Source organism: Bordetella flabilis (assembly GCF_001676725.1).
GTDB classification, from domain to species: domain Bacteria; phylum Pseudomonadota; class Gammaproteobacteria; order Burkholderiales; family Burkholderiaceae_B; genus Bordetella_C; species Bordetella_C flabilis.
On record NZ_CP016172.1, the window covers coordinates 4,757,896 to 4,780,394 of the forward strand.

Below are 22,499 nucleotides of genomic sequence, written 5' to 3' on the forward strand. Positions count from 1 at the left end.
GCGGCCCTAGAACAGATACCGTATCCCCACATTCGCGGACACCGAGCTCGTGCCGTGGCCGAGGCGCTGCTGCCCGGACAGATCGCCGTAGACGGACAGGTTGGGCGTAAGCCGCCCCGTGGCGCCGACCTGCAGCTGCAGCGCCGTGCCGACCGTGCCGGGCGTGAACGAGGTATCCGCCAGCTTGACTTCGTTGTTGCCACCCCAGGTTTGCAAGAGGTTGGCCGCCACATACGGCTTCCATTGCGGCGCCGAGGGCACCGGAATGGATACCTTCACGCCGCCGCGGGCCGTCAGGTAGGTGTTGTCGCTCCAGTCGGTATGGACGCCGTCCACGTCGGTGTGATCGTCGAAGCGGAACGTCTGGCTCATCAACTGCAATTGCGGTTCGATCACGTAGCCGTTGTCGAGCGTGAAGGCCTTGCCGGTCTCCACGGACGCTTCCAGGCTATTGCCCTTGATCTTTCCGGCCTTGCCGCTCTTGTCGGTTTCGATATCGCCGTCGAAGGTGCCCGCCGACAGCACGCCGTCGACGTACCAGCCGCTCTTGTGCTGCCATGTGCCGGTCAGCGCCAGGCTGCGCGCATCGACCCGGAATTTGCTGGATTCCGCATCCTCCGTCTTCGGACGCACGGATGTCGAGCCGATGGTCACCGCCGCGCCCAGGCGCAGGTTCTGGTCCTGGTCCGCCAGGTGCAGCCAGTTGCCGCCGATCTGCATGGCCTGGATGTCCTGGTGGAAGTCGTAGCCATAGTCATCGAAATCCCGGTTGGAACGGTAGCTGCTGCTGGAGGCGATGACGCGGCTGAACATTTCAGCTCGGTTGTCCGGCGGCGGACCGTCGTCCCCGCGGATTTCTCCCAGGCGACGGTTGAGGCTGCTCATGACCGTGGCGCCATAGTTCTGCATGGCCAATGGCGCGACCAGGTCGGAGCTCGCCTGCGCCACGACGGCAGGACGTCCGCCGCCGGGTCCACCCGGACCGCCCGGCCCCCCGGGACCGCCGCCGGGCGCGGGGACGCCCGGAACGGGATTGCCATTCGCGTCCAGATAGGCCGTCTGCAGGCGATAATCCCAATCCAGGCTGGACGCGCCCAACAGCGATTGCGAAGCCGCCGTCTGTCCTGGCCCATAGGCGAAGACCCGGTACTGGTAGGGGCTGCCGTTGGCCGCGACATAACCGCCGGCCAGCTTGAACGAATCGCCCGATGCGTTGCCGGAGACCTGGGCCAGCGAGATGCCTTCCGTCGGCACCATCAGGTTGTTCAGCGACGTGTTCGTGTTCGCGCCGGTTCCCGTAGTATTGAGCTGTAGCGTCGTCGTGCCGGTCACGTTGCCCTTGATGAGCAAGCGGTCGGTGCTTTGCGCCGCCAAGGGGCCGCCGGTATTCAGGGCCGTGTTCATCACCACGGTGCCACCGCCGTTGTAATCGCCGTTTACCGTCAGCGATTTATACGCCCCGCCGGACGGCGCGCCGAAGGCCACCGTACCGGCATTGGTCAGGCCGCTCACGGTCGCATCGCCTGTGACATTCCAGACGCTGGATGCGTCGTTCACATTCACCGCCGCGGTGCTGGTGGCATCCCCCAGCGTGGGCGTGCCCGTATAGACGCTGCCGTTATTCAGATTCAGGACCAGCCCGGCGCCCGCGTCGGCGCGCAGCGTGCCCGACAAGGCCTGGCCGTCCGCGTTCAGCGTGCCTTGGCCGCCGGCCACGCGATACAGCGCCTTGCCCGCGGCAGCGTTCAAGGTTGTCCCGCTCAGGTTGACCACGCTCGCACCGTCGGAAACGATCGCGTCATCGGCGCTGTTGATCGTACCGCCCGTGAAACCGACGGTGCTGCCATGCACCGCAACGGCGGCGGTCCCAGCCGCCGTGCTGTCCACGGTGGCCGCCCCCATATCGAGTTCCCCGGCGTTGGCGACGACCCCGCCCACCTGGCTCGCGCCGCTCAAGGCCAGGCGGCCGGCGCCGTTCTTGGTGAAGGTAAGGCCGGCGCCGTTGTCGACCACGGCGCGCCAAGTCGTGTCCTGGCCGGCCTCCACATTGACCGCGCCCGCCGTGCGCAGTTCGATATTGCGCGCGGAGCTGAAGCTGCCGCCAACATCCAGGTCGCCGCCATCCAGCACCACTTCGCGGGCGACCGAGGTATCGCCCAGGTTGCTATCGCTGGTGACCTTCAGGGTCCCGCCTTCGATGCGCGTGTTGCCGACATAATTGTTGGCGCCGCTCAATTCGAGGGTGCCGGCCCCCTGCTTGACGACGAATATGCCCTGGCCGTTCGGCGTGGTGCCATCGCCCAGGTGGTACGCCACCGTCTGCGTGGCGCCCGCGCCGACGTTATAGGTCATGTTGTCGTCGGCGCCGATGATGCCGCCCTGGCTGGCATTGGCGCCCTGGTTCACCGTGATGTTGGGCCAGTTGTTCGCCGTCGTCTCATTGGGCGGGCCGACATCCGACAGGTCCAGCCAGCCGCCATCGAGCGTCACCGTCCTGGTGAACGTGGCGGGGGTGACGTTGCGGATCGCCAGGACACCGGACTCGATATCCGTGCCGCCCACATAACCGAACGCGTTGTTGCCCGACAGGATAAGCGTGCCCGGGCCTTTCTTTATCAGGCCCATGCCAGCCGCGTTACCGCCCGTCAGCGTGCCGGAGAATGTACCCGTGCTGGTGCCATCCAGGTTGTTGACACCGTCGACGGTCAGGGAGTTCGCGCCCAGATTGATCGTGCCGTCGCCGGAGATCATGCCGGTATTGAAATTCCCGTCGGGATTCGACACCGCCGACACGTCGAGCACGCCGGGCCCGCTCACATTGAAGGTGCGCTGGGTGGCATTGGCGGCCCCCGCCACCGCCAGCGTACCGTCCTGCACCAGAACGCCGCCGCCGCTGCCGGCGCCGAAATTGAACACATTGGCGCCCGAAAGCGTCAGGGTGCCGGTCCCCGCCTTGGTCAACCGGCCATTGCCTTGCGGCGCGTCCTGAATCGTGCCGCTGAAATCGGAAGCCTGCGCAGACGATACGGTGAGATTGCTGGAGCCCAGGCTGATCGTGCCATTGCCCGCGGCAAGGCTGTTGATACGGCCCACCTGTACGCCGCCTGGCGCCGTCGAACCGGAAATATCCAGCGTGGCGCCGGGCGCCGAAAAATCGAAAGCGACCCCGGTGCCCTGCGCGGCGCCCGCCAGGCCCAGCGTGGCGGTATCCCGGATATGCGCGGTGCCGGTGAAGTTCGTCAGCGCATTGGCGCCCGTGAGCGTGAGGCTGCCGGTTCCGCTGCGGATAAGGTCGCCGTTGCCCTGTATTTGACCCGCGTAGCTGGTCTGCTGGGCGCCTGCGATGTCGAGGTCGACGGGGCCGATCAACACTTCACCGGTGCCCGCGGTACCGGTCCCCTGCAGGGAGTCCAGCGTGAAGGTGCTGGTCGGGCTGCGCGGGCTGATGTCCAGAAGGCCGTAGTCGTCCACTTGCGCGTGCAGATCCGTGGCCGTCACGCCGGCATCCAGGCGTATCGTGCCAATCGCGGCCGGCCCGCTGCCGGCCGCCCAGAGTCCTAGCCCGTTCAGCGACGCCGTACCGGTTATGGCAGCCACGCCGCCGTTCGTCGCGTGCAAGCCCCAGGAATTCGCCCCAAGCGTGAGCGCGCTGGTCTGTGTTGCATCAAGCGTGACGTCATTGAGGAAGGCCTGGGTGCCCACGCCGTTGACCTGGATCGCAGCGCCCCCGTCACCCGTCACGCTGAAGCGGGGCAACACGGTCGCGCCGGCCGGGAGCGCCGGGTCGAAGGTCATGACCGCCGCGTTGTCCAGCACGAGCCCATTGGCGCCCGGCCCTGCCGCCTGCAGCAAGGTCGTGGGCGAGAACTGGACCGTGCTGGCTGCCTGGTTCACGCGCATCGCGTCGCTTGCGTTCGCGCCGGCGGCGATGGTCGTGTCGGTCAGCGTCACCCTGCCGGCATCGGTGGCGGAACCCACGGCCAGGCCCACCGCGCCGGCGCCGGTGGCGTTGACCGTCAGGGGTCCGCTCGCACCCAGCAGCAGCCGGGCGCCGTTGTTCACCGACAAGCCCGTCGAGTTGGTCCCGGCGGCGTTGACGGTCGTGCCGTTCATATTCAGGATCGAGCCGTTCACCACCTGTGCGCCGATCGATTGGCCGTCCACCGTAATGACGCCGTTGGTCATCGTCGCGTTGGTACCCACCCCGCCGCCGACGAGCAGGCCGCCAGCGGCGTTGCCCGAGGTATGGATGGTCGTATTCGTCAGCGTCGGTACGCCGCTGGTCGATATGAACACCCCGATGGACTGGTCGCCGGACGTCGTGAAGCTGGCGCCTTGCACATTCAGGTTCTGCAGCACGCCTTCGAAGTCGCCGCCCAGCGCGTTGGTGCCTGTCGTGACGAACTGCGACCCGTTGATGTTTATGGCGCTGGACTGGCCCGACGTGCCCGTCACCCGGATACCGGCGACGTTGCTGCCCAGCCCGCTCGCGCCGCCGTTGCCATGCACGTTCACCACCGTGTTGGCGTCCATGGTGACGGTGGAGGAGGTGGAGAGACTCACGCCGTTCGAACCATTGCCTTCGACCGTGATATTCGTGCCCACCAGGTTGACCGTGCCGCCGTTGCGGGCCACGACGCCGTCGGCATTCTGGCCGCGTGTAAGGATGGTGTTGCCGCCCGGCGCGGTGATGGACGTGCCATCGGCCAGTACGCCGATCTCGGTATCGTTGCAGGTTTCCACCGCCTGGCCGGCGCCCAGGTTGGTGGTCTGGGTCGGACCGCAGGCTGCGTAGGCCGCATTGGCCGTAAGCAGGAAGGACGCCGCCGTCCCGCCCAGCCACCACAGTGCGGATGCACCATGGCGGCGCGGGGACCGTACGCCGCCGACCACGCCGCCCGACCCGCCATGCGACGACGGATCACCCTTGGCAAGCTCGGATGCGGCCACGATCTGGCCGGTTTTCCTGCTTCGTATCAAACGATAGACTCGATTCATTCCTGTACGCCGCCCATATGGTTGCCCGACACACACGCCGGAATTTTCCTAGACCGAAATTCGTCAAGCCCACGAGATTAGGTTTCCGATAAACGGTTATGAATAAGAAAATCCTTAGGCGCCGCGCCAGCAAGCGGGCATACGGCCTGCCGTCACGATGTGGTATCGGTCGCAAGGCCGACGGATCGCGTGTCGGAATACAGCGTCACATCGCCCCGCCGCACTTCGTACTGCGCCACCAGCGTGGCGTTGGGGCCGTCGAAGCCGGACAATTGGTTCTCCGGAAACACGAAGGAGAACCGGCCCCATAACTGGTCCGCGGGAATGGCGAATTCCGGACTGGACAGCGTGACGGACTTGGGGTTTTCCGTACCGGGAAAGCGGCCGTTCAGGAAGAGGTTCATGACAACGGTGTCGCCACTCTGGAAAGCGGTGTACGACTGCGGGACGAATACCTGCAGGCCGCCGGCGATTGCATCACTGTCCACCGGATCGGGATTCCCGGGGAAGTAAGGCGCCAGTCCCTGCAATGCCGGGCTGGGCCGTTGGGCGCGGGCCGCGGTCACCGCGCCCATCACATTCACGGGAAGGTAGTTCGAATCCAGGCCATTGCCGCTGATGGCCGGGACGACGGTATAGGCGACGTTATTGGGCGTCTTGTCCGTCGTGTTCAACGACATGAAGTACTGCTTCGGGATTTTCACGGTATCCCCGACCTTCAACTGGTAGGCGGCCGTCATGAAGCCGTTCAGCCAGAAACCCAGCAGGATGGGGGTGCCGTTCGTCATCCAGTCGACGCTCGGATCGGCGTCGATGGTGACCGGCACGCCGGTAGCGTCGTAATCGTCCAGGTCCACGATGTCCGGCATATCGGGCACCTGGACCCCGGTTTCCAGCCAGGTGGTGCCCAATGCGGAGAACACGAGCGGGAAGGGCCGGGTCAGCACACCGCCCCAGGTGCACCCCATCGGGATAATGGAAGGTCCGGTATTCGCGAACTTCAGGGCCGTGCGGCCATTGCGGTCCGTATACGTCAGGAAGGTATTGCCCGTGATATCGCTGGGGTCGGTCTGCGGGTTCTTGTTATCCGCGGTCAATACATAGGTCGGATTGCCCAGGTAGCCTTTCCACGTCACCTTGCTGTTGTTCAGCGGCGTCCCCTCGTCCGCGTCGCTCAGCCATAGCGTGAGCATCACGACCTTGTCCGGGTCCGGATGGTTGGAGTCGAATGGAGAGCGTTCCGGGTCCGCGGTTTCGCCATAGCCGCGGCTCATGCTGGACTGCATGCGCGGCCGGGCGCAGTCGAACAATGCCGTGCAGTGTCCGGCGTCCGGCGCATTGGTGTCCCAGACCGAAACCAGGACCATGCGCTGGCTATCGACCCCGGGCCTGCTCTTGATGCCGACCTTGAACGTGGCCACGCCGGCCTCGACCTTCGCGGTTCCCGACTTCGCCCCGGACAGCGACGCCGTCGGAATGACGGACCATGAAATCGTATCGCCGGTATTGCCGCCGACCCGCACCGTAAGCGTATTGAAGGTACCCACGATCAGCTGCGTATCGGGACCTGGATTGTTGAACTGGACGTCCATGGCATCTCACCTCAATATTGGGTTCATCGCGCACGAACCGCCGTGCGGCCATGCGCGGCCACGCACCGACGCACGTCAGGACCGTGCGGTCTGCCGAGAAGGAGGCCAATCCGGAATCTGGAGCTGGGCGGAATAAACGTCGTCGTTCTCATCGTCGTCGTCCTTCAGGCCGTACAAGGTCAGGCTGTATGTGTATGCCGTATCGAACTGCATGGGCAGCGACACCGAAACCGCGGCGGCGTCCCGCACCAGGAAGGCATTGAAGCCGTTCATCCAGTCGATGCGGACAGAGAAGCCGACGTTGCCGTCGAGCTTCAGCAGATCCCAAGTCGCGCTCACGATCCCCGCGGGGTCGTAAGTGGCCGTCTTCAGATTTATCGCGTAGGCCATGGCTTATCCCTCCGAAATATCGTCGACATCCGCCCGGCGGATTCGCCCGGCCTCGTCCTGTCATGCGACCGGCTGAATCACTTCTTGCCCTGCATTCTGTCGTTGGCCGCCTGGCGCCTGAGGGCGGCCTGCGCGACGTGGTCGCCCACCAGGATGGCGCCGGCATAGAAGGCGTGATCGTCGGTATCGGCCAGGGCGCCTCCATTGGCGGCGGCAAGATGCACGCTATACACGGCGGACGGCTTGTCGCGGTTATCCATGCGCACCTCGCGCAAGGCGGACGGACCGTTGCGTCCGTACACGGTATCGCCCACCTTCAGATGGTCGGCCCGGCGCATGCCGTCCGTCGTCAAAACCGGATGGTCGAAGGTCACTACCACGGCGTCGCCCGCGGCATTCACCAGCTTGACGAAGTTCCGGTCGTGGCCCGGAGTAATCCCCGTCACGCGCAGGTGCTTCCCGGACGGTCCCATCACGATATCGCCGGCTTTCAGCTTTTCGATGGGTACGCTGCCGCCGTCCGCCAGGGCGACCGGGGTTCCCTCTATGACGCAGCCCCATTGGAAACCGACAGGCGGAAGCAGCTTGTTGGTGTCGTAGCCGTCCGCGTCCGACAGGGAACCCAGCCCGATCGGTATGTAGTTCATCGGCTGCCCGTTCACGACATCGTAGAGCGACGCGACCATGAACCAGTCCTGTACATCGCTGGGGCTGAGGGCCGTGCATGCCGATATCGAGCCCGCGCTCAGGTAGTTCTTGGCATCCGTCCGGTCGTTAGGATTGGAGAACTGCCAGGTCAGCTTGTTGCCGTTTACGTAGAAGCCCTTCCACGGCGCGCCCAGGTTGAATACCGCATCGCATGCGCCGCCTTCGACCTTCACCAGCTTGATCATCAAGGACGCGGGCTTACCGCCGCCCTTGCTGGGAAAGCCTGGAACGACCCGGCCGTCGTCCAGCGTGACCGTATAGATATTGTTGAGGGTGGTCAGCGTCCCCGCGAATGGAAACAGCAGGTCCAGGTTGTCGTTCTCCGTGCCAGGCTCCGTCGGCCCGTAATCGCAGAAATCCCCGGCCGTGTTGGTCGCGCCGCGGTTCAGGCAGATAATCGTGCGGTCCTTGCCGGTGGCCGGCTTCTGATGGCCGGTGGCAAAGGTTGGGTCCCATACGTTCACCGACGTCGTACCCCCGCTGCGGTCACGGTCCATGCGGACATTCCAGCAGAACGGGCTGCCCCCGGCCTCGCCCACGAAGGTGACCACCGTGATCACGTTCGCCATGGATGGGTTATTCGGGCCCGTGCCGAATCCCTCCGCCACGACCGGCATATACCGCATGCTGGCGTCGCCGTCATTGGTGCCGGCCGCGATCAGCTGATAGGCCAGCCCGTTCGAGTCTTTCGTATAGACGTTGACCGTCTGGCTCTCGTACTTGGACGTGTCCGTATCGTTGACGAACATGGTGCTGAAGGACATCGCCGTGACGTTCCTGAAATAAACATCCGTCGCGGTAATGTGGACCACGGAGTAACCGTCCGGGGCGTGGTTCATGCCATAGCGGACCGGCCGCCCGGTCGCGGTACGGTCGGGGAACTTCCACTTGCTCGTCTTCAATTTATCCAAGGTGCGGTACGCGGCGGGAAAGCTCTTCGGATCGCGGCCCCACATATTCAACAGCGCCCGGTAGGCGGGCTCGAAATCCTGGCTGCATGCCACCGGCTCGCCCGTCGCCGGTATGTTGTCCGCGGCGGCGCGCATCGCGCGATCGTCTTCGGGACTGGGCGGGTGGAAGGTCTTGGCAAAGGCTGCATGCATGGGCATCAGCGCCATCAAGGCGCACACCGCGATAGCCGCGATCGACAAAGGGGGCCGCATTTTGGTACTCCTGGTGGTATGGAGCTATCCCGCGCGCACTGCCGGTCCCGGCCTTGATGGCCGTACCGGGCCGCCAACCGGATCAGCGTGGGCGGCACGCCGATCCGGCCTGCGCATCAAGCCGTCACGAGCGGAATGATGGGCGACAGGGGCGCCGAATAGGTCGACTTATCGCCTGCGCTCCCCCAGCCCTTGTAGTAATAGCACTCGAACGTGCCGCGCTCGTTGTTGTTGGCTGCGTAGCCACCCAGGTTGCCCGCCGGGATCATGACCGCGTTGGTGCCTGTCGTCGTGGCCGTATATTCCACGGGGTAGCTGTTCGCGATGGCATCGGGCGGGTTCTGGCCGGGCGCCCAGCCGTTGAGGAAATAAACCAGGGTGATCTTATCGCCGGTGGTCAGCTCCGGCACGAATACCGTGATGTCGCCTTTCAGCAGCAAGGGGATGTTGATAATGCCGATACCCAGGACATACGGTTTGGCCAGTTCCCCGTCCGTGGGCGGATGCTGCCAGGTATCTCCCGTCACCGTAGCCAGCACGGCCTGGGACTGCGTCGTGATGCCGCTCGTGGTGTCGGTAGTCATCCAGTTCACGTAGTACTCGGTCTGCCCCGAGAACTTCTGCTTCTGTATGTTGACGCCGGTCTTCAGGCTTTCGTACGGCACGATATCGCTTGCGGCGGTACGGTTCACCAAGGCAATCACGGGCTGCGTCGGCGGCACGGTATGGTCCAGGTCGCCCACGATCGTGGCGTTGACGAAGGGTCCCGGGAAATCATCCAGGTTCAAGGGCGACCACAGATTGAACTGGGGCAGCGGTCCGCCCGTCAGTTCCGGCATGAAACTCAGGTGGTCGTTATCGGCGGAGTACTGGCTGCCATAGCGCACGCTGCAGGTGTACACGCCTTCGAACTCGCTCGACACCTTGAAGGTTGCCGGCTGGCCGGTGCTGCCGGTATAGAAATAATAGTTGTAGTTGGCGTCCGGCTGCAGTTCGTTGCCGGCGGAATCGTATACATGCACGTTCGCCTGCATTTGGAAGGCGACCGGATAGTTCTTGAGCGGCGTACCATGCCACGTGAACTGCACGGTCGCGGTGGCGGTATAGCCTGGTTTCCCCAGGTCGCTGGGTTGCGGGGCGACGGGCACGGACTTCGGGCTCAGCACCAGCTTGCCAGTCTTGACCCACGCCGTCGTGTAAGTCCCGCTGATATAGGGCGTGCCGGTAGGCGAAGGCCTGACATCGATGGTCACCGTCTCGTTTTCGGTGAGCGCCCCGTATATCACCGTCACCGCCAGTTCTCCCGTGACGGGGTCCGTCATTACGGGCGCAGCCTGCGGCGGTTCGAACTTCACATTGCTGTCGGTGCAGGTGAAGACGACCGGGACGTCCTTGGGATCGGCGGGCCCGGGCGGCACATAGGTAAAGACGAATCGCATCGGGGCGTCCACGCCCATGGCCGAACCACTGGGCGGCATAATCGTATTGGCCATCTGGAATCTCCTTGGCGTGTTGGATGATTTCAAAGCCCCAGGTCCGGCAGCGCGCAAGAACCAGGTCCGGCAGCGCGCGAGTGATATTTCCCGCGCAACCGAATGTTCGTCATGGAAATCATTCTATGGAGCCGCCGATGTAATACGAACTGGCAGAAGTGCCAGTTTTTATTTTGCGGAAGCCTCGGCCGGCCAAGGGAATTCAAAACTGCCGGCAGGCTGCCCGGAGCGGCGCGCGCGGACTGCCCCGGCAAGGAAACGGGATGACGCCCCGCGACCGCGGAGGCCGTGTTTGCCGCCTTCGTGGCGTAGCAGCGTCAGGGCTGGATATCGGCGGGCATCGTGCCTACGCCGCGGGACAGGAAGCGCCAGTAGCGCGGTCCCGTACCGGTATCTGTTACGACGGCGCCGCCCACATTGACCCGGCCCTGTCGCGGACACGACGGGTCGCGCGCCATCTGCACGGAAGCGTTGCCCCGTGCAGCCAGCATCAGCCACTCGCGCGGCGCGTAGCCTTGTTCGACCGGCACGCCGGTGATGGCGAGACGGGTGCACAGGCCCACGAAGGTTTGCGGACCCAGCAAGGCGAAACGGATAGGGGTCGTTCCGGGATTGTCCACGCGCAGCCAGACCGCGGCACCGTGAACGGCATCGCTACGCTGTCCCAGCACGGTAATGCGCAAGGGCTGCTCCAGGGCCGGGTCGCGCGGCCATTGCAGATCGGCGCGCGCCTGGCCGGCCAGCACCTGGCGCGCCGTATCGGCCGCGAAGGCGGCACGGCCGCGCCATTGCGCGAATGCTTCGGTCTTGCAGCCGCCGGCATTGCCCACCACCCCCACGGCTTGCTCGGGCGTCATCAGGACCGGTGGCGTTTCGTCCTGCAACCTTTCCAGCATGGCTTTGGCCGAGAGCTTCAGGCGCTGCCTGGCGACCGTTTCCAGTTCCCTGAAACGACGCGCCTCGCGGTCCCGGTCGCCATCGGGGCACAGGACATCGACCTTGGCCAGCATGTCCCACGCTGTGACGGCCTGGCGCAAGGTGTAGTGTTCGCCGGCCTCCACGGCAGGCGCGCCGGTGGCCTGCATCGCGACGCCGGACAGCAAGGCCGCGATCAGCGCCGTCGGCCGGCGCGCCGGCCGCATCGCCAACCGGACCAGCAAGTCCCTGGCCGACCGACGTCCGGCCCGGCGTCCCGCGCCAACGACCGGCCCGAACGCGCCCCGGAACCCCCGCGCCATCATTCCGGGACTCAAGCGGACGTGTCCTCGCCCAGTTCGAACAGGCTGGTCGCGTCCAGCTCCAGCACCGCTTCGTCGTGCTGGTTGTAGACGGTCCAGCTCCAGTTGATGATGCCCAGGTCGCTGCGCGACGAAGAATTACGCACGCCATGCACGCGTGCCTCCAGCCGCAACTGGTCGCCGGGCCGCACCGGCACGCGCCAGCGCACTTCGCCCAGCCCGGGGGAACCGAAGGACTCCGAATCGTGCAGGGCCGCATCCACGGCCATGCGCATCGCCATGGCGCAGGTGTGCCAGCCGCTGGCGATCAACCCGCCCCAGCGGCCCTGTTCGGCGCGCTGGACATCGGTATGGAACCACTGTGGATCGTACTTGCGGGCGAAATCGAGGATTTCGGCCTCGGTAACCTTGACGGGACCGGCATGGATCACCATGCCCTGCTTGAAATCGGCGAACTTCATAAAGCGGCTTCCTGTTGGCGACCGCGCGGGGCTTCGCCATGCCGGACGCCGGTCGGGCGCCTGGGCGAAGAAGCGTCGCGGTCAGTACGTCTCGAAATGCAGCCTGCCTTGGCGGCACAAGGCCTGGTGGAGGATAGTCCAATCCTGGCCGGCTTGCACAACGGCGTGCCGCAGGGCCTCCAGCACGCCGGTTTCCATCCCCTTCAGGCCACAAACGTACACGCACGTCTTCTCGTCGTTCAGCAAGGCGAGCACGTCCTCCGCCCGTTCCACGATCAGGTCCTGCACGTAGCGCCTGGGCCGCCCGGGCTCGCGCGACAAGGCAAGGTTGATGTCGATGAAGTCCCTGGGCAGTTTCATCAGCGGGCCGAAGTACGGCAGTTCGCGCCGCGTGCGGGCGCCGAAGAACAGCATCAGCTTGCCGTTTTCGTCGCCGCCCATGCGGCGCCGGCAACGCTCGGTCATGGCGCGCATGGGCGCCGAGCCGGTGCCCGTGCAGATCATCAGCAGATTGGCGCCCGGCCGGCCGGGCATCAGGAAGGTATTGCCGAAGGGACCGATCACGCGCACCGTATCGTGCTTGGCCAGGTCGCACAGGTAGTTCGAGCACACACCCGCGTGGGTATTTCCGTCTTGGCCCGCCACCACGCGCTTCACGGTCAGGGACAGGTTGTTGTAGCCGGGGCGCTCGCCGTCGCGCGGGCTGGCGATGGAATACTGGCGAGCGTGATGGGGCCGGCCCCGCGCATCCACGCCCGGCGGCAGGATGCCGATGGATTGGCCTTCCAGCACGGGGAACGGCGCTTCGCCGAAGTCCAGCACGATGTGACGTACATCGCTTTCGGCGTCGCCATCGGTGACGCGGTAATTGCCGACCACGGTGGCGGTGACCGGTTCCTTGTGGGTGTAGAGGTTGACGTAGGGGTGGGCCGCCGACCAGGGCGGGACGACGGCGCCGGCAACCTGGGCCGGTTTTGCCGTATCCGCCGCATCGTCGGCTGCTTCGCCGGCCGTCGCCACGGCCGCGCCGGGGCCGGCGGCCGCGGCCGCAGCGGCGGGCGAGTTCACCGCCGGCGCCGAAGCGGACGCCGGAGCGGCCTCCGCGTCCGCCGCCGCGGCGGCGGCCAACAGATCTTCCACGGGCTCCTGCGGCGGCAAGGCATCCCAGCCGAATTGCGCGTCCACGCCATACGCCCGCGCGCGCGGGATGACGCGCCAGTTATCGATGGACCCCGTGGGGCAAGGCGGCACGCAGGCCATGCAGCCGTTGCAGATGTCCGGATTGACGACGTAGTTATTGCCATCGTGCGTGATGGCGCCGATGGGACAGGTCTCCTCGCAGGTGTTGCAGCGGATGCAGATCTCCGGATCGATCAGGTGCTGCTTCAACAGCGTGGCAGGCAGGGGCGCGTTCATCGTTTCACCCTCGGTGCGGCGGACGCGTGCCGCGGTTCAATTGAAGCGCACGTACTCGAAGTCGACCGGCTGGCGGTTCACCCCCATGACGGGCGGTGCGATCCAGTTGGCGAACTTTCCGGGCTCGGTGACGCGGCCCATGAGCGAGGCGACGAAGGCACGGTCATCCTCGGTGGGCAGCCAGCGCGCCTGGCCGGCGCGCCACTGCGCGTCGTCCACGATCTCGCCTTCGGGCGTGACCTTGATGCCGGCCAGCGTGCCGATCTGGCGGTTGAAGGCCTTGTGCGGCACGGCCAGCCGGAAGGGAATCCCGTTCTTTTCGATGACCTTGTTCCAGCGGCCGACGCCGGCCATCGAATCGCGGATGAAGTCATCGCGCAGCACTTCGTTGAGGGCGTTCAACATGGGCACTTCGACTTCGTGCAGCTTGCCGCCGTCCAGCGCCAGGATGCGATAAATGTCGTGCTTGAGCTGGTGGTCGTCCTTGCGCTTGCCTTCCTCGTAGCGCCCCTTCAGGCCGGCGCTGTAGAAGATGGCGGCATTGGACGACTGGTCGGCGCCGAACAGGTCGATGGTGACGCTGTAGTGGAAGTTCAGGTAGCGCTGGATGGTGGGCAGGTCGATCACGCCCGCGGCGCGCACCGCGGCGGGGTCGTCGGTCTTCAACTGGTTCATCACCTCGCAGGTGCGCTGGATGATGCGCGAGACGCCGGACTCGCCGACGAACATGTGGTGCGCCTCTTCGGTCAGCATGAACTTCGTCGTGCGCGCCAGCGGGTCGAAGCCGGATTCCGCCAGCGCGCACAACTGGAACTTGCCGTCCCGATCGGTGAAGTAGGTGAACATGTAGAAGGACAGCCAGTCCGGCGTCCTTTCGTTGAAAGCGCCCAGGATGCGCGGATTATCGGCGTCGCCGGACGTGCGCTGCAGCAGCGCGTCGGCCTCTTCACGGCCATCGCGGCCGAAATAGCGGTGCAGCAGATAGACCATGGCCCACAGGTGCCGGCCTTCTTCCACGTTGATCTGGAACAGATTGCGCAAATCGTATTGCGACGGCGCGGTCAGCCCCAGGTGGCGCTGCTGCTCAATGGAGGCGGGTTCCGTGTCGCCCTGCGTGACGATGATGCGGCGCAGGTTCGCCCGGTGTTCGCCGGGCACGTCCTGCCACACGTCGCGGCCCGCGTTTTCGCCGAAGTGGATCTTGCGCTGGCCGTCCTGCGGCGCCAGGAAAATGCCCCAACGGTAGTCGGGCATCTTCACATGGGCGAAATGCGCCCAGCCGTCGGGCTCGACGCTGACGGCCGTGCGCAGGTACACGTCGTGGTTGTGCGAACCGTCGGGGCCCATGTCGCGCCACCACTGCAGGTAGTTCGGCTGCCAGTGCTCGAGGGCGCGCTGCAGGGCGCGGTCGCCGGACAGATTGACGTTGTTGGGAATCTTGTCGGAATAGTTGACGCCTGGCATATCGGTGCTCCCGGTTAAACGCGGTTCCAGTCGAAGGCGGCTTGCTCGCCCTTGCCGTACACCTTCAACGCACCCTTTTCCCCCACGGCGTTGGGGCGGTTGAAGATCCAGTTCTGCCATGCCGTCAGCCGGCCGAAGATGCGGGTTTCCATGGTTTCGCGCGGGCCGGAGCGGAGGTTCGCCTCCATGCCCGTCAACGCGTCGGGCGACAGCGCGCTGCGCTCTTCCAGCGCCAGCCGGACTTCGTCGTCCCAATCGATCGCGTCCGGAGCCAGGGTCACCAGGCCGAGGTCCAGGGCCCGTGGCGCGGACAAGGGCTGCCCGGCCTGCGCCCGCAGCGCCTGCAGCGGCTCGGCTTCGCCATGGAAGCGGCGCTGCAGGCGGCTTTCGCCGTTAACCATGGGATAGGCGCCGAAGTTGCGTTCGCCCACCACGATGCGCGCCGGCGTGGCGGCGTCCTCGTCATCCAGCATATAGATGCGGTCTGCCGCCAGCGCCAGTTCCAGCAAGGTGCCGGCGAAGCAGGACCCCGGTTCCACCAAGCCGAACAGGGTGCGCGAAGTCACGTCCAGGCGCGCCAGGGTACGCCGCAGCATGCCCGCCGTTTCATTGACGAACCAGTGCCCGGCATGAGCCTGCAGCGCGGCATCGGCGGCCAGCACGGCCGCCGGATCGCCATGCGTGCGCAGCAGCCAGGTACCGATGTCCAGCTCGTTGGCGCGCATCCACAGAATGGCATCATCCAGCTCGCGCGCCATCTGCAGGGGCCACCAGTCCGCGCCCTGCGCGACGATGGCCCGCAGATCCTGCGCCACGGGTTCGTCCGGCGCGCGCACCGTCCAGTTGGCCACGCGCCGCGCGCGGTCGATTTCCACATCGACGTAGCGATAGGACAGGCTGTCCGGGCCATCGCGGCGCGCCAGCGGCGTCAGCGCCACGCCGGGTCCTTGCCCGGGGCGGCTGCTCCCTTCCGCCAAGGCCAGCGCGCGCTCGCGCACCCCGGCCGCGAACTGCTGCGGCTTGATCAGTTCATCGACCAGGCGCCAGGCCTTGGCGCGTTCCCCCCGCACGCCTTCCACCAGCGTGCAGAAGATATCGGCATGATCGTGCCGCACCTTGCGCTTGTCGGTCACGCGCGTCAGGCCGCCCGTGCCGGGAAGCACGCCCAGCAGCGGCACTTCGGGCAAGGCCACGGCCGACGAGCGGTCGTCCACCAGCAGGATTTCGTCGCAGGCCAGCGCCAGCTCATAACCGCCGCCCGCGCAGGCGCCGTTGACCGCGGCGATGAACTTCAGGCCGCTATGCCGGCTGGCGTCTTCGATGCCGTTGCGCGTTTCGTTGGTGAACTTGCAGAAGTTCACTTTCCAGGCGTGCGACGACAGGCCCAGCATGAAGATGTTCGCGCCGGAACAGAAAACCCGGTCCTTCAGGCTGGTCACCACGACCGTCCGCACTTCGGGGTGTTCGAAGCGGATGCGCTGCAAGGCGTCGTGCAGCTCGATGTCGACCCCCAGGTCGTAGGAGTTCAGCTTGAGCTTGTAGCCGGGGCGCAGGCCGCCATCTTCGGCCACATCCATGGCCAGCGTGGCGATCGGGCCTTCGGTGGTCAGGCGCCAGTGGCGGTAGCGGCTGGGGTCGGTGCGGAACTCGACCGGGGGCGCGGCGTTCGTCATGGAAGTCTCCTGCATCGTGCGCATGCAGAATATTGCATGCGGTATTGTGGGATGCAGAATAGTGCAGCCGAAGGCACGCGTCAAGGCGCGTATGCAACAAAGTGCAGGGCGCCTTACAGCGGAAGTCCGCCGGCCGTGCGTACCTGGGCGCGCAGGCCCGCGAAGCACTCGCCCACGTCCATATGGCTGGTGTTCCAGGTCAGGTCGGCCTTGGCGTAGAAGGCCTCGCGGCCTGCCAGGATGCGCTTGAGGTCGGCCATGGCCTCGCTGTTGCCGGACATGGGGCGGAAATCCCCTTGCGCCATGACCCGGCCCATGTGCTCCTCGGGCGTGGCGCGCAGCCACACCGTATAGCAATGCGCGAGCAGCAGGTTGAAGGTGGCGGCTTCCGACACCAGGCCCCCGGGCGTGGCCAGGACCATCTCCGGATAAAGCTGCACGGCCTCTTCCAGCGCGCGCCGCTCGTAGCGGCGGTAGGCGTTGGGACCGTACAGATTATGGATTTCCAGGATGCCGCAACCGGCGACGCGCTCGATTTCGACATTGAGTTCGACGAAGGGGTAGCCCAGGTCGTCCGCCAGCATCTGGCCCAGCGTGGATTTGCCCGCCCCGCGCAGGCCGATCAGGGCGATGCGCTGGATGCGATTGGGCCGCTGCCCGCCGCCGACGCCGAACAACTGCGCCAGCGATTCGCGCGCGCGCTGCAGATCGGCTTCGCTGCGTCCGCTCAGCAGCTCGCGGATCAGCAGCCATTCCGGAGACTCCGTGGTGACGTCGCCCACCAGTTCGGCCAGCGCGCAGTTGAACGCCTTGGCGATCTGCAGCAGCACCAGGATGGAAGCATTGCCGACGCCGTGCTCCAGGTTGGCCAGATGGCGCTCGGAGACGCCCGTGGCTTGCGCGAGCGCCTTGCGCGTCATGCCGCGGATCGCCCGCAGGCGGCGCACGCGTTCGCCCAGGGCCACCAGAAAGGCCTCGCGAGGCGGTTCGGGCGCCGCCATATCCAACGCTTGAGTCATGGGTCTCCTTGCTCCGAGATTTCCCTAGGGCGTGACGGTTCATGCATTATAGTGCTTGACCCAGGACCATTAAAGCACTATTTTTCCTGCCATATTGAACAACGGCTGACATCGCAGGACGGATAGCGCCCAGGGGGCGGGCCTGTGATTCTAGTGGAGCGCCAGGGCCCGCGAGATGGCCGCCCCGCTCCCGCCGCGCCTGGCGCGGTTGAACGAATGACCACCGGCCCATGACGCCGGCGGCGGAACGGGACAAGAGACACCAGGAGACACGTCGTGGAAAGCTGTCCGCAGGAATTGAATTTCGCGAGTCACCTGGCCGCGTTGAACGCGGCGCGGGCCGACAAGACCGCCTATATCGACGACTTCGGCACCCTGCGCTACGGTGAGCTGGCGGATCGCACGGCGCGTTTCGGCGGCCTGCTGAAACAGCTCGGCTTGCGGCGCGAAGAGCGGCTGTTGCTATTGATGCACGATACCGCGGACTGGCCGGTGGCGTTCCTGGGCGCCCTGCATGCCGGCATCGTGCCTGTGGCGGTCAATACGCTGCTGACGGCGGACGACTACGGCTACATCCTGACGCACAGCCGTGCCCGCGCCGCGATCGTCTCGGGCACGCTGCTGCCCGTGCTGCGCCAGGCCATGGCGCGCGTCGAAACGGAGATCGAACACATCGTCGTATCGCGTCCCGACGGCCCGCCGCCCGAGGGGACGCTCGAACTGGAAGCTGCGATGGCGGCCGCCCCCGCCATTCCCGCGATACGCACGCTGGCCGATGAAATGGCGTTCTGGCTGTATTCATCCGGCTCCACCGGCAAGCCCAAGGGCGTCGTCCATACGCATGGCAATCTGTGGCACACCGCCGAGCTCTACGCCAAGCCCGTATTGGGCATCCGCGAGGACGATGTGGTGTTTTCCGCGGCCAAGCTTTTCTTTGCCTATGGCCTGGGCAACGGGCTGACTTTTCCGCTGTCGGCCGGCGCCACCGTGGTCCTGATGGCGGAACGCCCGACGCCGCAGGCCGTTTTCCAGCGGCTGGTCCGGCATCGGCCCACGGTGTTCTACGGCGTGCCGACGCTGTACGCCGCCATGCTGGCGGCGCCGGACCTGCCGTCGCCGGACCAGGTGGCATTGCGCGTATGTACCTCGGCGGGGGAAGCCCTGCCGCGGGATATCGGCGAGCGCTTCCGCCGGCATTTCGGCTGCGACATCCTGGACGGCATCGGCTCCACCGAGATGCTGCATATCTTCATCAGCAACCAGGCGGGACGCATCCGCTACGGCACGACCGGCATGCCGGTCGCCGGCTATGAAGTGCAGTTGCGGGACGACCAGGGCTTGCCGGTGCCGCCCGGGGCCATCGGCGACCTTTACATCAAGGGGCCGAGCGCCGCGCTGATGTACTGGAACAACCGCGAGAAAACGCGCCAGTGCTTCCTGGGCGATTGGCTCAAGAGCGGCGACAAGTATGTATGCGATGCGGATGGCTACTACACCTATGCCGGCCGCAGCGACGACATGATCAAGGTCAGCGGCCAGTACGTGTCGCCCATCGAGGTGGAGAACGTGCTGGTGCAGCACCAGGCCGTACTGGAAGCGGCCGTCATCGGCGTGCCCGACGCGCAAGGCCTGGTCAAGACCACCGCCTACGTGGTGCTGCGGCCCGGCCAGGTCGCGGATACGGGCACGGGCGCGGCCCTGCAGGCCCACGTCAAGCAGCACCTCGCGCCCTTCAAGTACCCGCGCCAGATCCACTTCGTGGAGGAATTGCCCAAGACGGCGACCGGCAAGATCCAGCGCTTCCGCCTGCGCCAGCTGGAGGAGCACGCATGAAGGACGGCGCACCGTCTCTCGCTTGGGTGGACTTGCCCGACGCCACGTACCCGGTGCAGCTGGAGTACAGCTGGATCGCGCCCGAACGCCGCCACGCCCCGCTGCTGGTGTTCCTGCACGAAGGACTCGGGTCGGTCGATATGTGGAAAGACTGGCCGGCGCAGGCCTGTGCGGCGGCGGACTGCCGCGGCCTGGTGTATTCCCGGCCCGGTTATGGCCGCTCCACGCCGCGGCCCGCCGGCCAGGCATGGCCGGTGGGCTTCATGCACACGCAGGCGCGCCACGTCCTGCCGGCGCTGTTCCGGGCGCTGGACGTGGATGCGCGCGTCGATCGCCCGTGGCTGTACGGACACAGCGACGGCGGTTCCATCGCGCTGCTGTACGCCGCCCTGCATCCGGACGCAGTGGCCGGCGTGGTGGCCGCCGCGCCGCACGTCTTTGTCGAGGACATCACCGTGCGCAGTATCGAGCAGGCGCGCCAGGCATATCTGCAAGGCGACCTGCGCGACCGGCTGGGACGCTATCACGCGGATCCGGATTCGGCGTTCTGGGGATGGAACGAGGTCTGGCTGAACCCGGACTTCCGCGCCTGGGACATCCGCGCCGCGCTGCCACGCATCGCCTGCCCCGTGCTGGCGATACAGGGCCAGGACGACGAGTACGGCACGCTGGCGCAGATCGACAGCATCGCCGCGGACGCCCCGCGCGGCCGCGCGCTGGTCCTGCCGGGTTGCGGCCATTCCCCGCACCGAGATCGGCCCGAGGCGGTCATGCGCGCCATCGCGGATTTCATCGCCACGGCACATGGGCACGGCACAGGGCCACAGGACACGGCGACGGGAAATCGCGGCGGTAGATAGCCCCCACACATCACGACAACACATAACCACAACACATCGCGACACGGAGACACACCATGACCCCGCATACTCGCCGCGCCGCGCTGGCGGCCGCCCTCGCCTTGTCCGCCTCCCTGGCACATGCCGCCGACGACCCGATCAAGGTGGGTTTCATGCTGCCCTACAGCGGCACCTACGCCGCGCTGGGCACGGCGATCGAGAACGGCTTCAAGCTGTATGTCGACGAGCAGGGCGGCAAGCTGGGCGGCCGGGAAGTGGCGTATTACAAGGTGGACGACGAATCCAATCCGGCCAAGGCGCCGGAAAACGCCAGTCGTCTCATCAAGCGCGACCAGGTCGACGTGCTGGTGGGCACGGTGCACTCGGGCGTCGCCATGGCGCTGACCAAGGCCGCCAAGGACGCCGATACGACGCTGCTGGTCACGAACGCGGGGGCCGACGCCATCACCGGGCCGATGTGCGGGCTCGGCGTATTCCGCACATCGTTCAGCAACTGGCAGCCGGCTTACGCCATGGGACCCGTGGCCGCGAAGAAAGGCCACAAGACCGCGGTCACCATCACCTGGAAGTATGCGGCCGGCGACGAGGCGGTGGCCGGTTTCCGCGAAGGCTTCGAGAAGTCGGGAGGCAAGGTCGTCAAGGACTTGAGCCTGCCCTTCCCCAATGTGGAGTTCCAGCCGCTGCTGACCGAGATCGCCGCGCTGAAACCCGATATGGTCTTTACCTTTTTCGCGGGCGGCGGCGCGGTGAAGTTCGTGCAGGACTACGCGGCGGCGGGCCTGAACAAATCGATACCGCTATATGGCTCGGGCTTCCTGACCGATGGCACCTTGCAGGCCCAGGGACCGTCCGCGCAGGGACTGCTGACCACGCTGCATTACGCGGACGGCCTGGACACGCCGCGCGACAACGCCTTCCGCGCCGCCTATGGCAAGGCCCATCCGAACATGGCCCCCGACGTGTACGCCGTCCAGGGCTATGACGCGGCCCAACTGCTGCAGGTCGGGTTGGCGGCGGTCAACGGCGACGTATCCAGGAAGGCCGCAATGCGCCAGGCGATGCGCGGGGCCGCCATCGACAGCCCGCGCGGACGCTTCACGCTGTCCAAGGCCGGCAATCCGGTGCAGGACATCTACCTGAGACAGGTGGACGGCCTGCAGAACAAGGCCATCGAGGTCGCTGCCAGGCAACTGGCCGATCCCGCTCGCGGCTGCCGGCTGTAGCCGGACGAACGGCACCGTGCCATGGATATCGCCGTCTTCCTGATCCAGTGCCTGAACGCGGTGCAGTTCGGCCTGTTGCTGTTCCTCGTCGCCAGCGGCCTGACGCTGATCTTCGGCATCATGGGCATCATCAACCTGGCGCACGGCAGCTTCTATATGGCGGGCGCCTACATGGCCTTCGCCCTCGGACCTGTGGTCGACCGCGCAACCGGCGGTGGCCTGCTCGCCACGGTCGTCGCCTGCGTCCTGCTTGCCGCCGCGCTCGGCTACCTGCTGGAGCTGGCCTTCTTCAGCTTTCTTTACCGGCGCGACCACTTGCAGCAAGTGCTGATGACCTACGGCCTGATCCTGGTGTTCGAGGAAATGCGCGCCATCCTGGTGGGCAACGACGTGCACGGCGTGGCGCTGCCGGCCTGGCTGCAGGGCAGCGTGGCCCTGGGCGAGGTGATGACCTACCCGGTCTATCGCCTGTTCATATCGGCGGTGGGGATAGCCGTGGCCTTGCTGCTGTACCTGCTGATCTCGCGCACCCGCGTAGGGATGATGATTCGCGCTGGCGCCAGCAACCGGGACATGATCGCGTCACTGGGCGTGGACATCAACCGCCTCTACCGCCTGGTGTTCGCTGGCGGCGTGGCGCTGGCCGCTCTCGCCGGCGCCATCGCCGCGCCCGTTTCGTCCGTCTACCCGGGCATGGGCAACGGCGTGCTGATCGCCTGTTTCGTGGTCGTCGTCATCGGCGGCATCGGCTCCATACGCGGCGCCTTCCTGGCCGCCATGCTGGTGGGCTTCGTCGATACGTTCGGGCAGGTGTTCTTCCCGGCGGCGGCGGGCATTCTCATGTACGTGCTCATGGCGCTTATCCTGCTGTGCAAGCCGGAAGGGCTGTTCAAACAAAGCTGACTGGGCGACGCCATGGCCAAGCTACCATCCCCCTCAAGGCGCCCAAGGGCTGTCGTTCCGGCCCT

The 22,499-nt window shown here is 66.1% G+C and carries 15 protein-coding genes; 4 read left to right on the top strand and 11 right to left on the bottom strand.

Features of this window, described 5'->3' with window-relative positions; genetic code table 11:
* Nucleotides 1-6 precede the first annotated feature (6 nt).
* The 11 genes from BAU07_RS21205 to BAU07_RS21255 all read right to left on the bottom strand — a co-directional run bounded on the left by BAU07_RS21205 (nucleotide 7) and on the right by BAU07_RS21255 (nucleotide 17,615).
* Complete coding sequence (locus tag BAU07_RS21205; protein WP_084025901.1) at nucleotides 7-4,998, bottom strand: autotransporter outer membrane beta-barrel domain-containing protein; 4,992 nt, start codon at nucleotides 4,996-4,998, stop codon at nucleotides 7-9.
* Between the two features lie 152 nt (nucleotides 4,999-5,150).
* Nucleotides 5,151-6,590, bottom strand: coding sequence for a hypothetical protein (locus tag BAU07_RS21210; RefSeq protein ID WP_066662111.1), 1,440 nt, complete (start codon nucleotides 6,588-6,590; stop codon nucleotides 5,151-5,153).
* Between the two features lie 75 nt (nucleotides 6,591-6,665).
* The gene (locus BAU07_RS21215) at nucleotides 6,666-6,980 is read right to left on the bottom strand and encodes a hypothetical protein (protein WP_066662113.1); all 315 of its coding nucleotides are present in this window, start codon (nucleotides 6,978-6,980) and stop codon (nucleotides 6,666-6,668) included.
* A gap of 77 nt (nucleotides 6,981-7,057) precedes the next feature.
* Nucleotides 7,058-8,851, bottom strand: a complete 1,794-nt coding sequence (locus tag BAU07_RS21220; protein ID WP_066662117.1) for a Hint domain-containing protein — start codon at nucleotides 8,849-8,851, stop codon at nucleotides 7,058-7,060.
* A gap of 116 nt (nucleotides 8,852-8,967) precedes the next feature.
* Nucleotides 8,968-10,344: a hypothetical protein gene (locus BAU07_RS21225; protein ID WP_066662120.1), complete on the bottom strand. Its 1,377-nt coding sequence runs from the start codon at nucleotides 10,342-10,344 to the stop codon at nucleotides 8,968-8,970.
* A gap of 317 nt (nucleotides 10,345-10,661) precedes the next feature.
* Nucleotides 10,662-11,504, bottom strand: a complete 843-nt coding sequence (locus BAU07_RS21230) for a hypothetical protein (RefSeq protein ID WP_157122371.1) — start codon at nucleotides 11,502-11,504, stop codon at nucleotides 10,662-10,664.
* 89 nt (nucleotides 11,505-11,593) lie between these two features.
* Complete coding sequence (locus BAU07_RS21235; RefSeq protein WP_066662126.1) at nucleotides 11,594-12,043, bottom strand: MaoC family dehydratase; 450 nt, start codon at nucleotides 12,041-12,043, stop codon at nucleotides 11,594-11,596.
* An 81-nt stretch (nucleotides 12,044-12,124) separates the two neighbouring features.
* Nucleotides 12,125-13,459: a benzoyl-CoA 2,3-epoxidase subunit BoxA gene (gene boxA / locus BAU07_RS21240; protein ID WP_066662129.1), complete on the bottom strand. Its 1,335-nt coding sequence runs from the start codon at nucleotides 13,457-13,459 to the stop codon at nucleotides 12,125-12,127.
* Nucleotides 13,460-13,495: 36 nt separating this feature from the next.
* On the bottom strand, nucleotides 13,496-14,923 hold the full coding sequence (gene boxB / locus BAU07_RS21245; protein ID WP_066662132.1) for a benzoyl-CoA 2,3-epoxidase subunit BoxB: 1,428 nt from the start codon (nucleotides 14,921-14,923) through the stop codon (nucleotides 13,496-13,498).
* A 14-nt stretch (nucleotides 14,924-14,937) separates the two neighbouring features.
* Complete coding sequence (gene boxC / locus BAU07_RS21250; RefSeq protein WP_066662135.1) at nucleotides 14,938-16,596, bottom strand: 2,3-epoxybenzoyl-CoA dihydrolase; 1,659 nt, start codon at nucleotides 16,594-16,596, stop codon at nucleotides 14,938-14,940.
* Nucleotides 16,597-16,709: 113 nt separating this feature from the next.
* Nucleotides 16,710-17,615, bottom strand: a complete 906-nt coding sequence (locus tag BAU07_RS21255; RefSeq protein ID WP_066662138.1) for a helix-turn-helix transcriptional regulator — start codon at nucleotides 17,613-17,615, stop codon at nucleotides 16,710-16,712.
* A 276-nt stretch (nucleotides 17,616-17,891) separates the two neighbouring features.
* On the opposite strand from BAU07_RS21255, the gene BAU07_RS21260 reads away from it, so the two are divergent.
* The 4 genes from BAU07_RS21260 to BAU07_RS21275 are packed head-to-tail and all read left to right on the top strand — an operon-like array spanning nucleotide 17,892 to nucleotide 22,434.
* Nucleotides 17,892-19,448 (top strand): benzoate-CoA ligase family protein, encoded by a 1,557-nt coding sequence (locus tag BAU07_RS21260; protein ID WP_066662141.1) that lies wholly within the window; start codon nucleotides 17,892-17,894, stop codon nucleotides 19,446-19,448.
* Entirely contained in the window at nucleotides 19,445-20,308 is an 864-nt protein-coding gene (locus BAU07_RS21265; RefSeq protein WP_084025902.1) for an alpha/beta fold hydrolase, read from the top strand. Before BAU07_RS21260 ends, BAU07_RS21265 begins: the two co-directional genes overlap by 4 nt.
* 56 nt (nucleotides 20,309-20,364) lie before the next feature.
* A complete protein-coding gene (locus BAU07_RS21270; protein WP_066662144.1) occupies nucleotides 20,365-21,531 on the top strand; it encodes an ABC transporter substrate-binding protein in 1,167 nt (388 codons plus the stop codon).
* 21 nt (nucleotides 21,532-21,552) lie between these two features.
* Entirely contained in the window at nucleotides 21,553-22,434 is an 882-nt protein-coding gene (locus tag BAU07_RS21275; RefSeq protein WP_066662147.1) for a branched-chain amino acid ABC transporter permease, read from the top strand.
* Nucleotides 22,435-22,499: the final 65 nt, after the last annotated feature.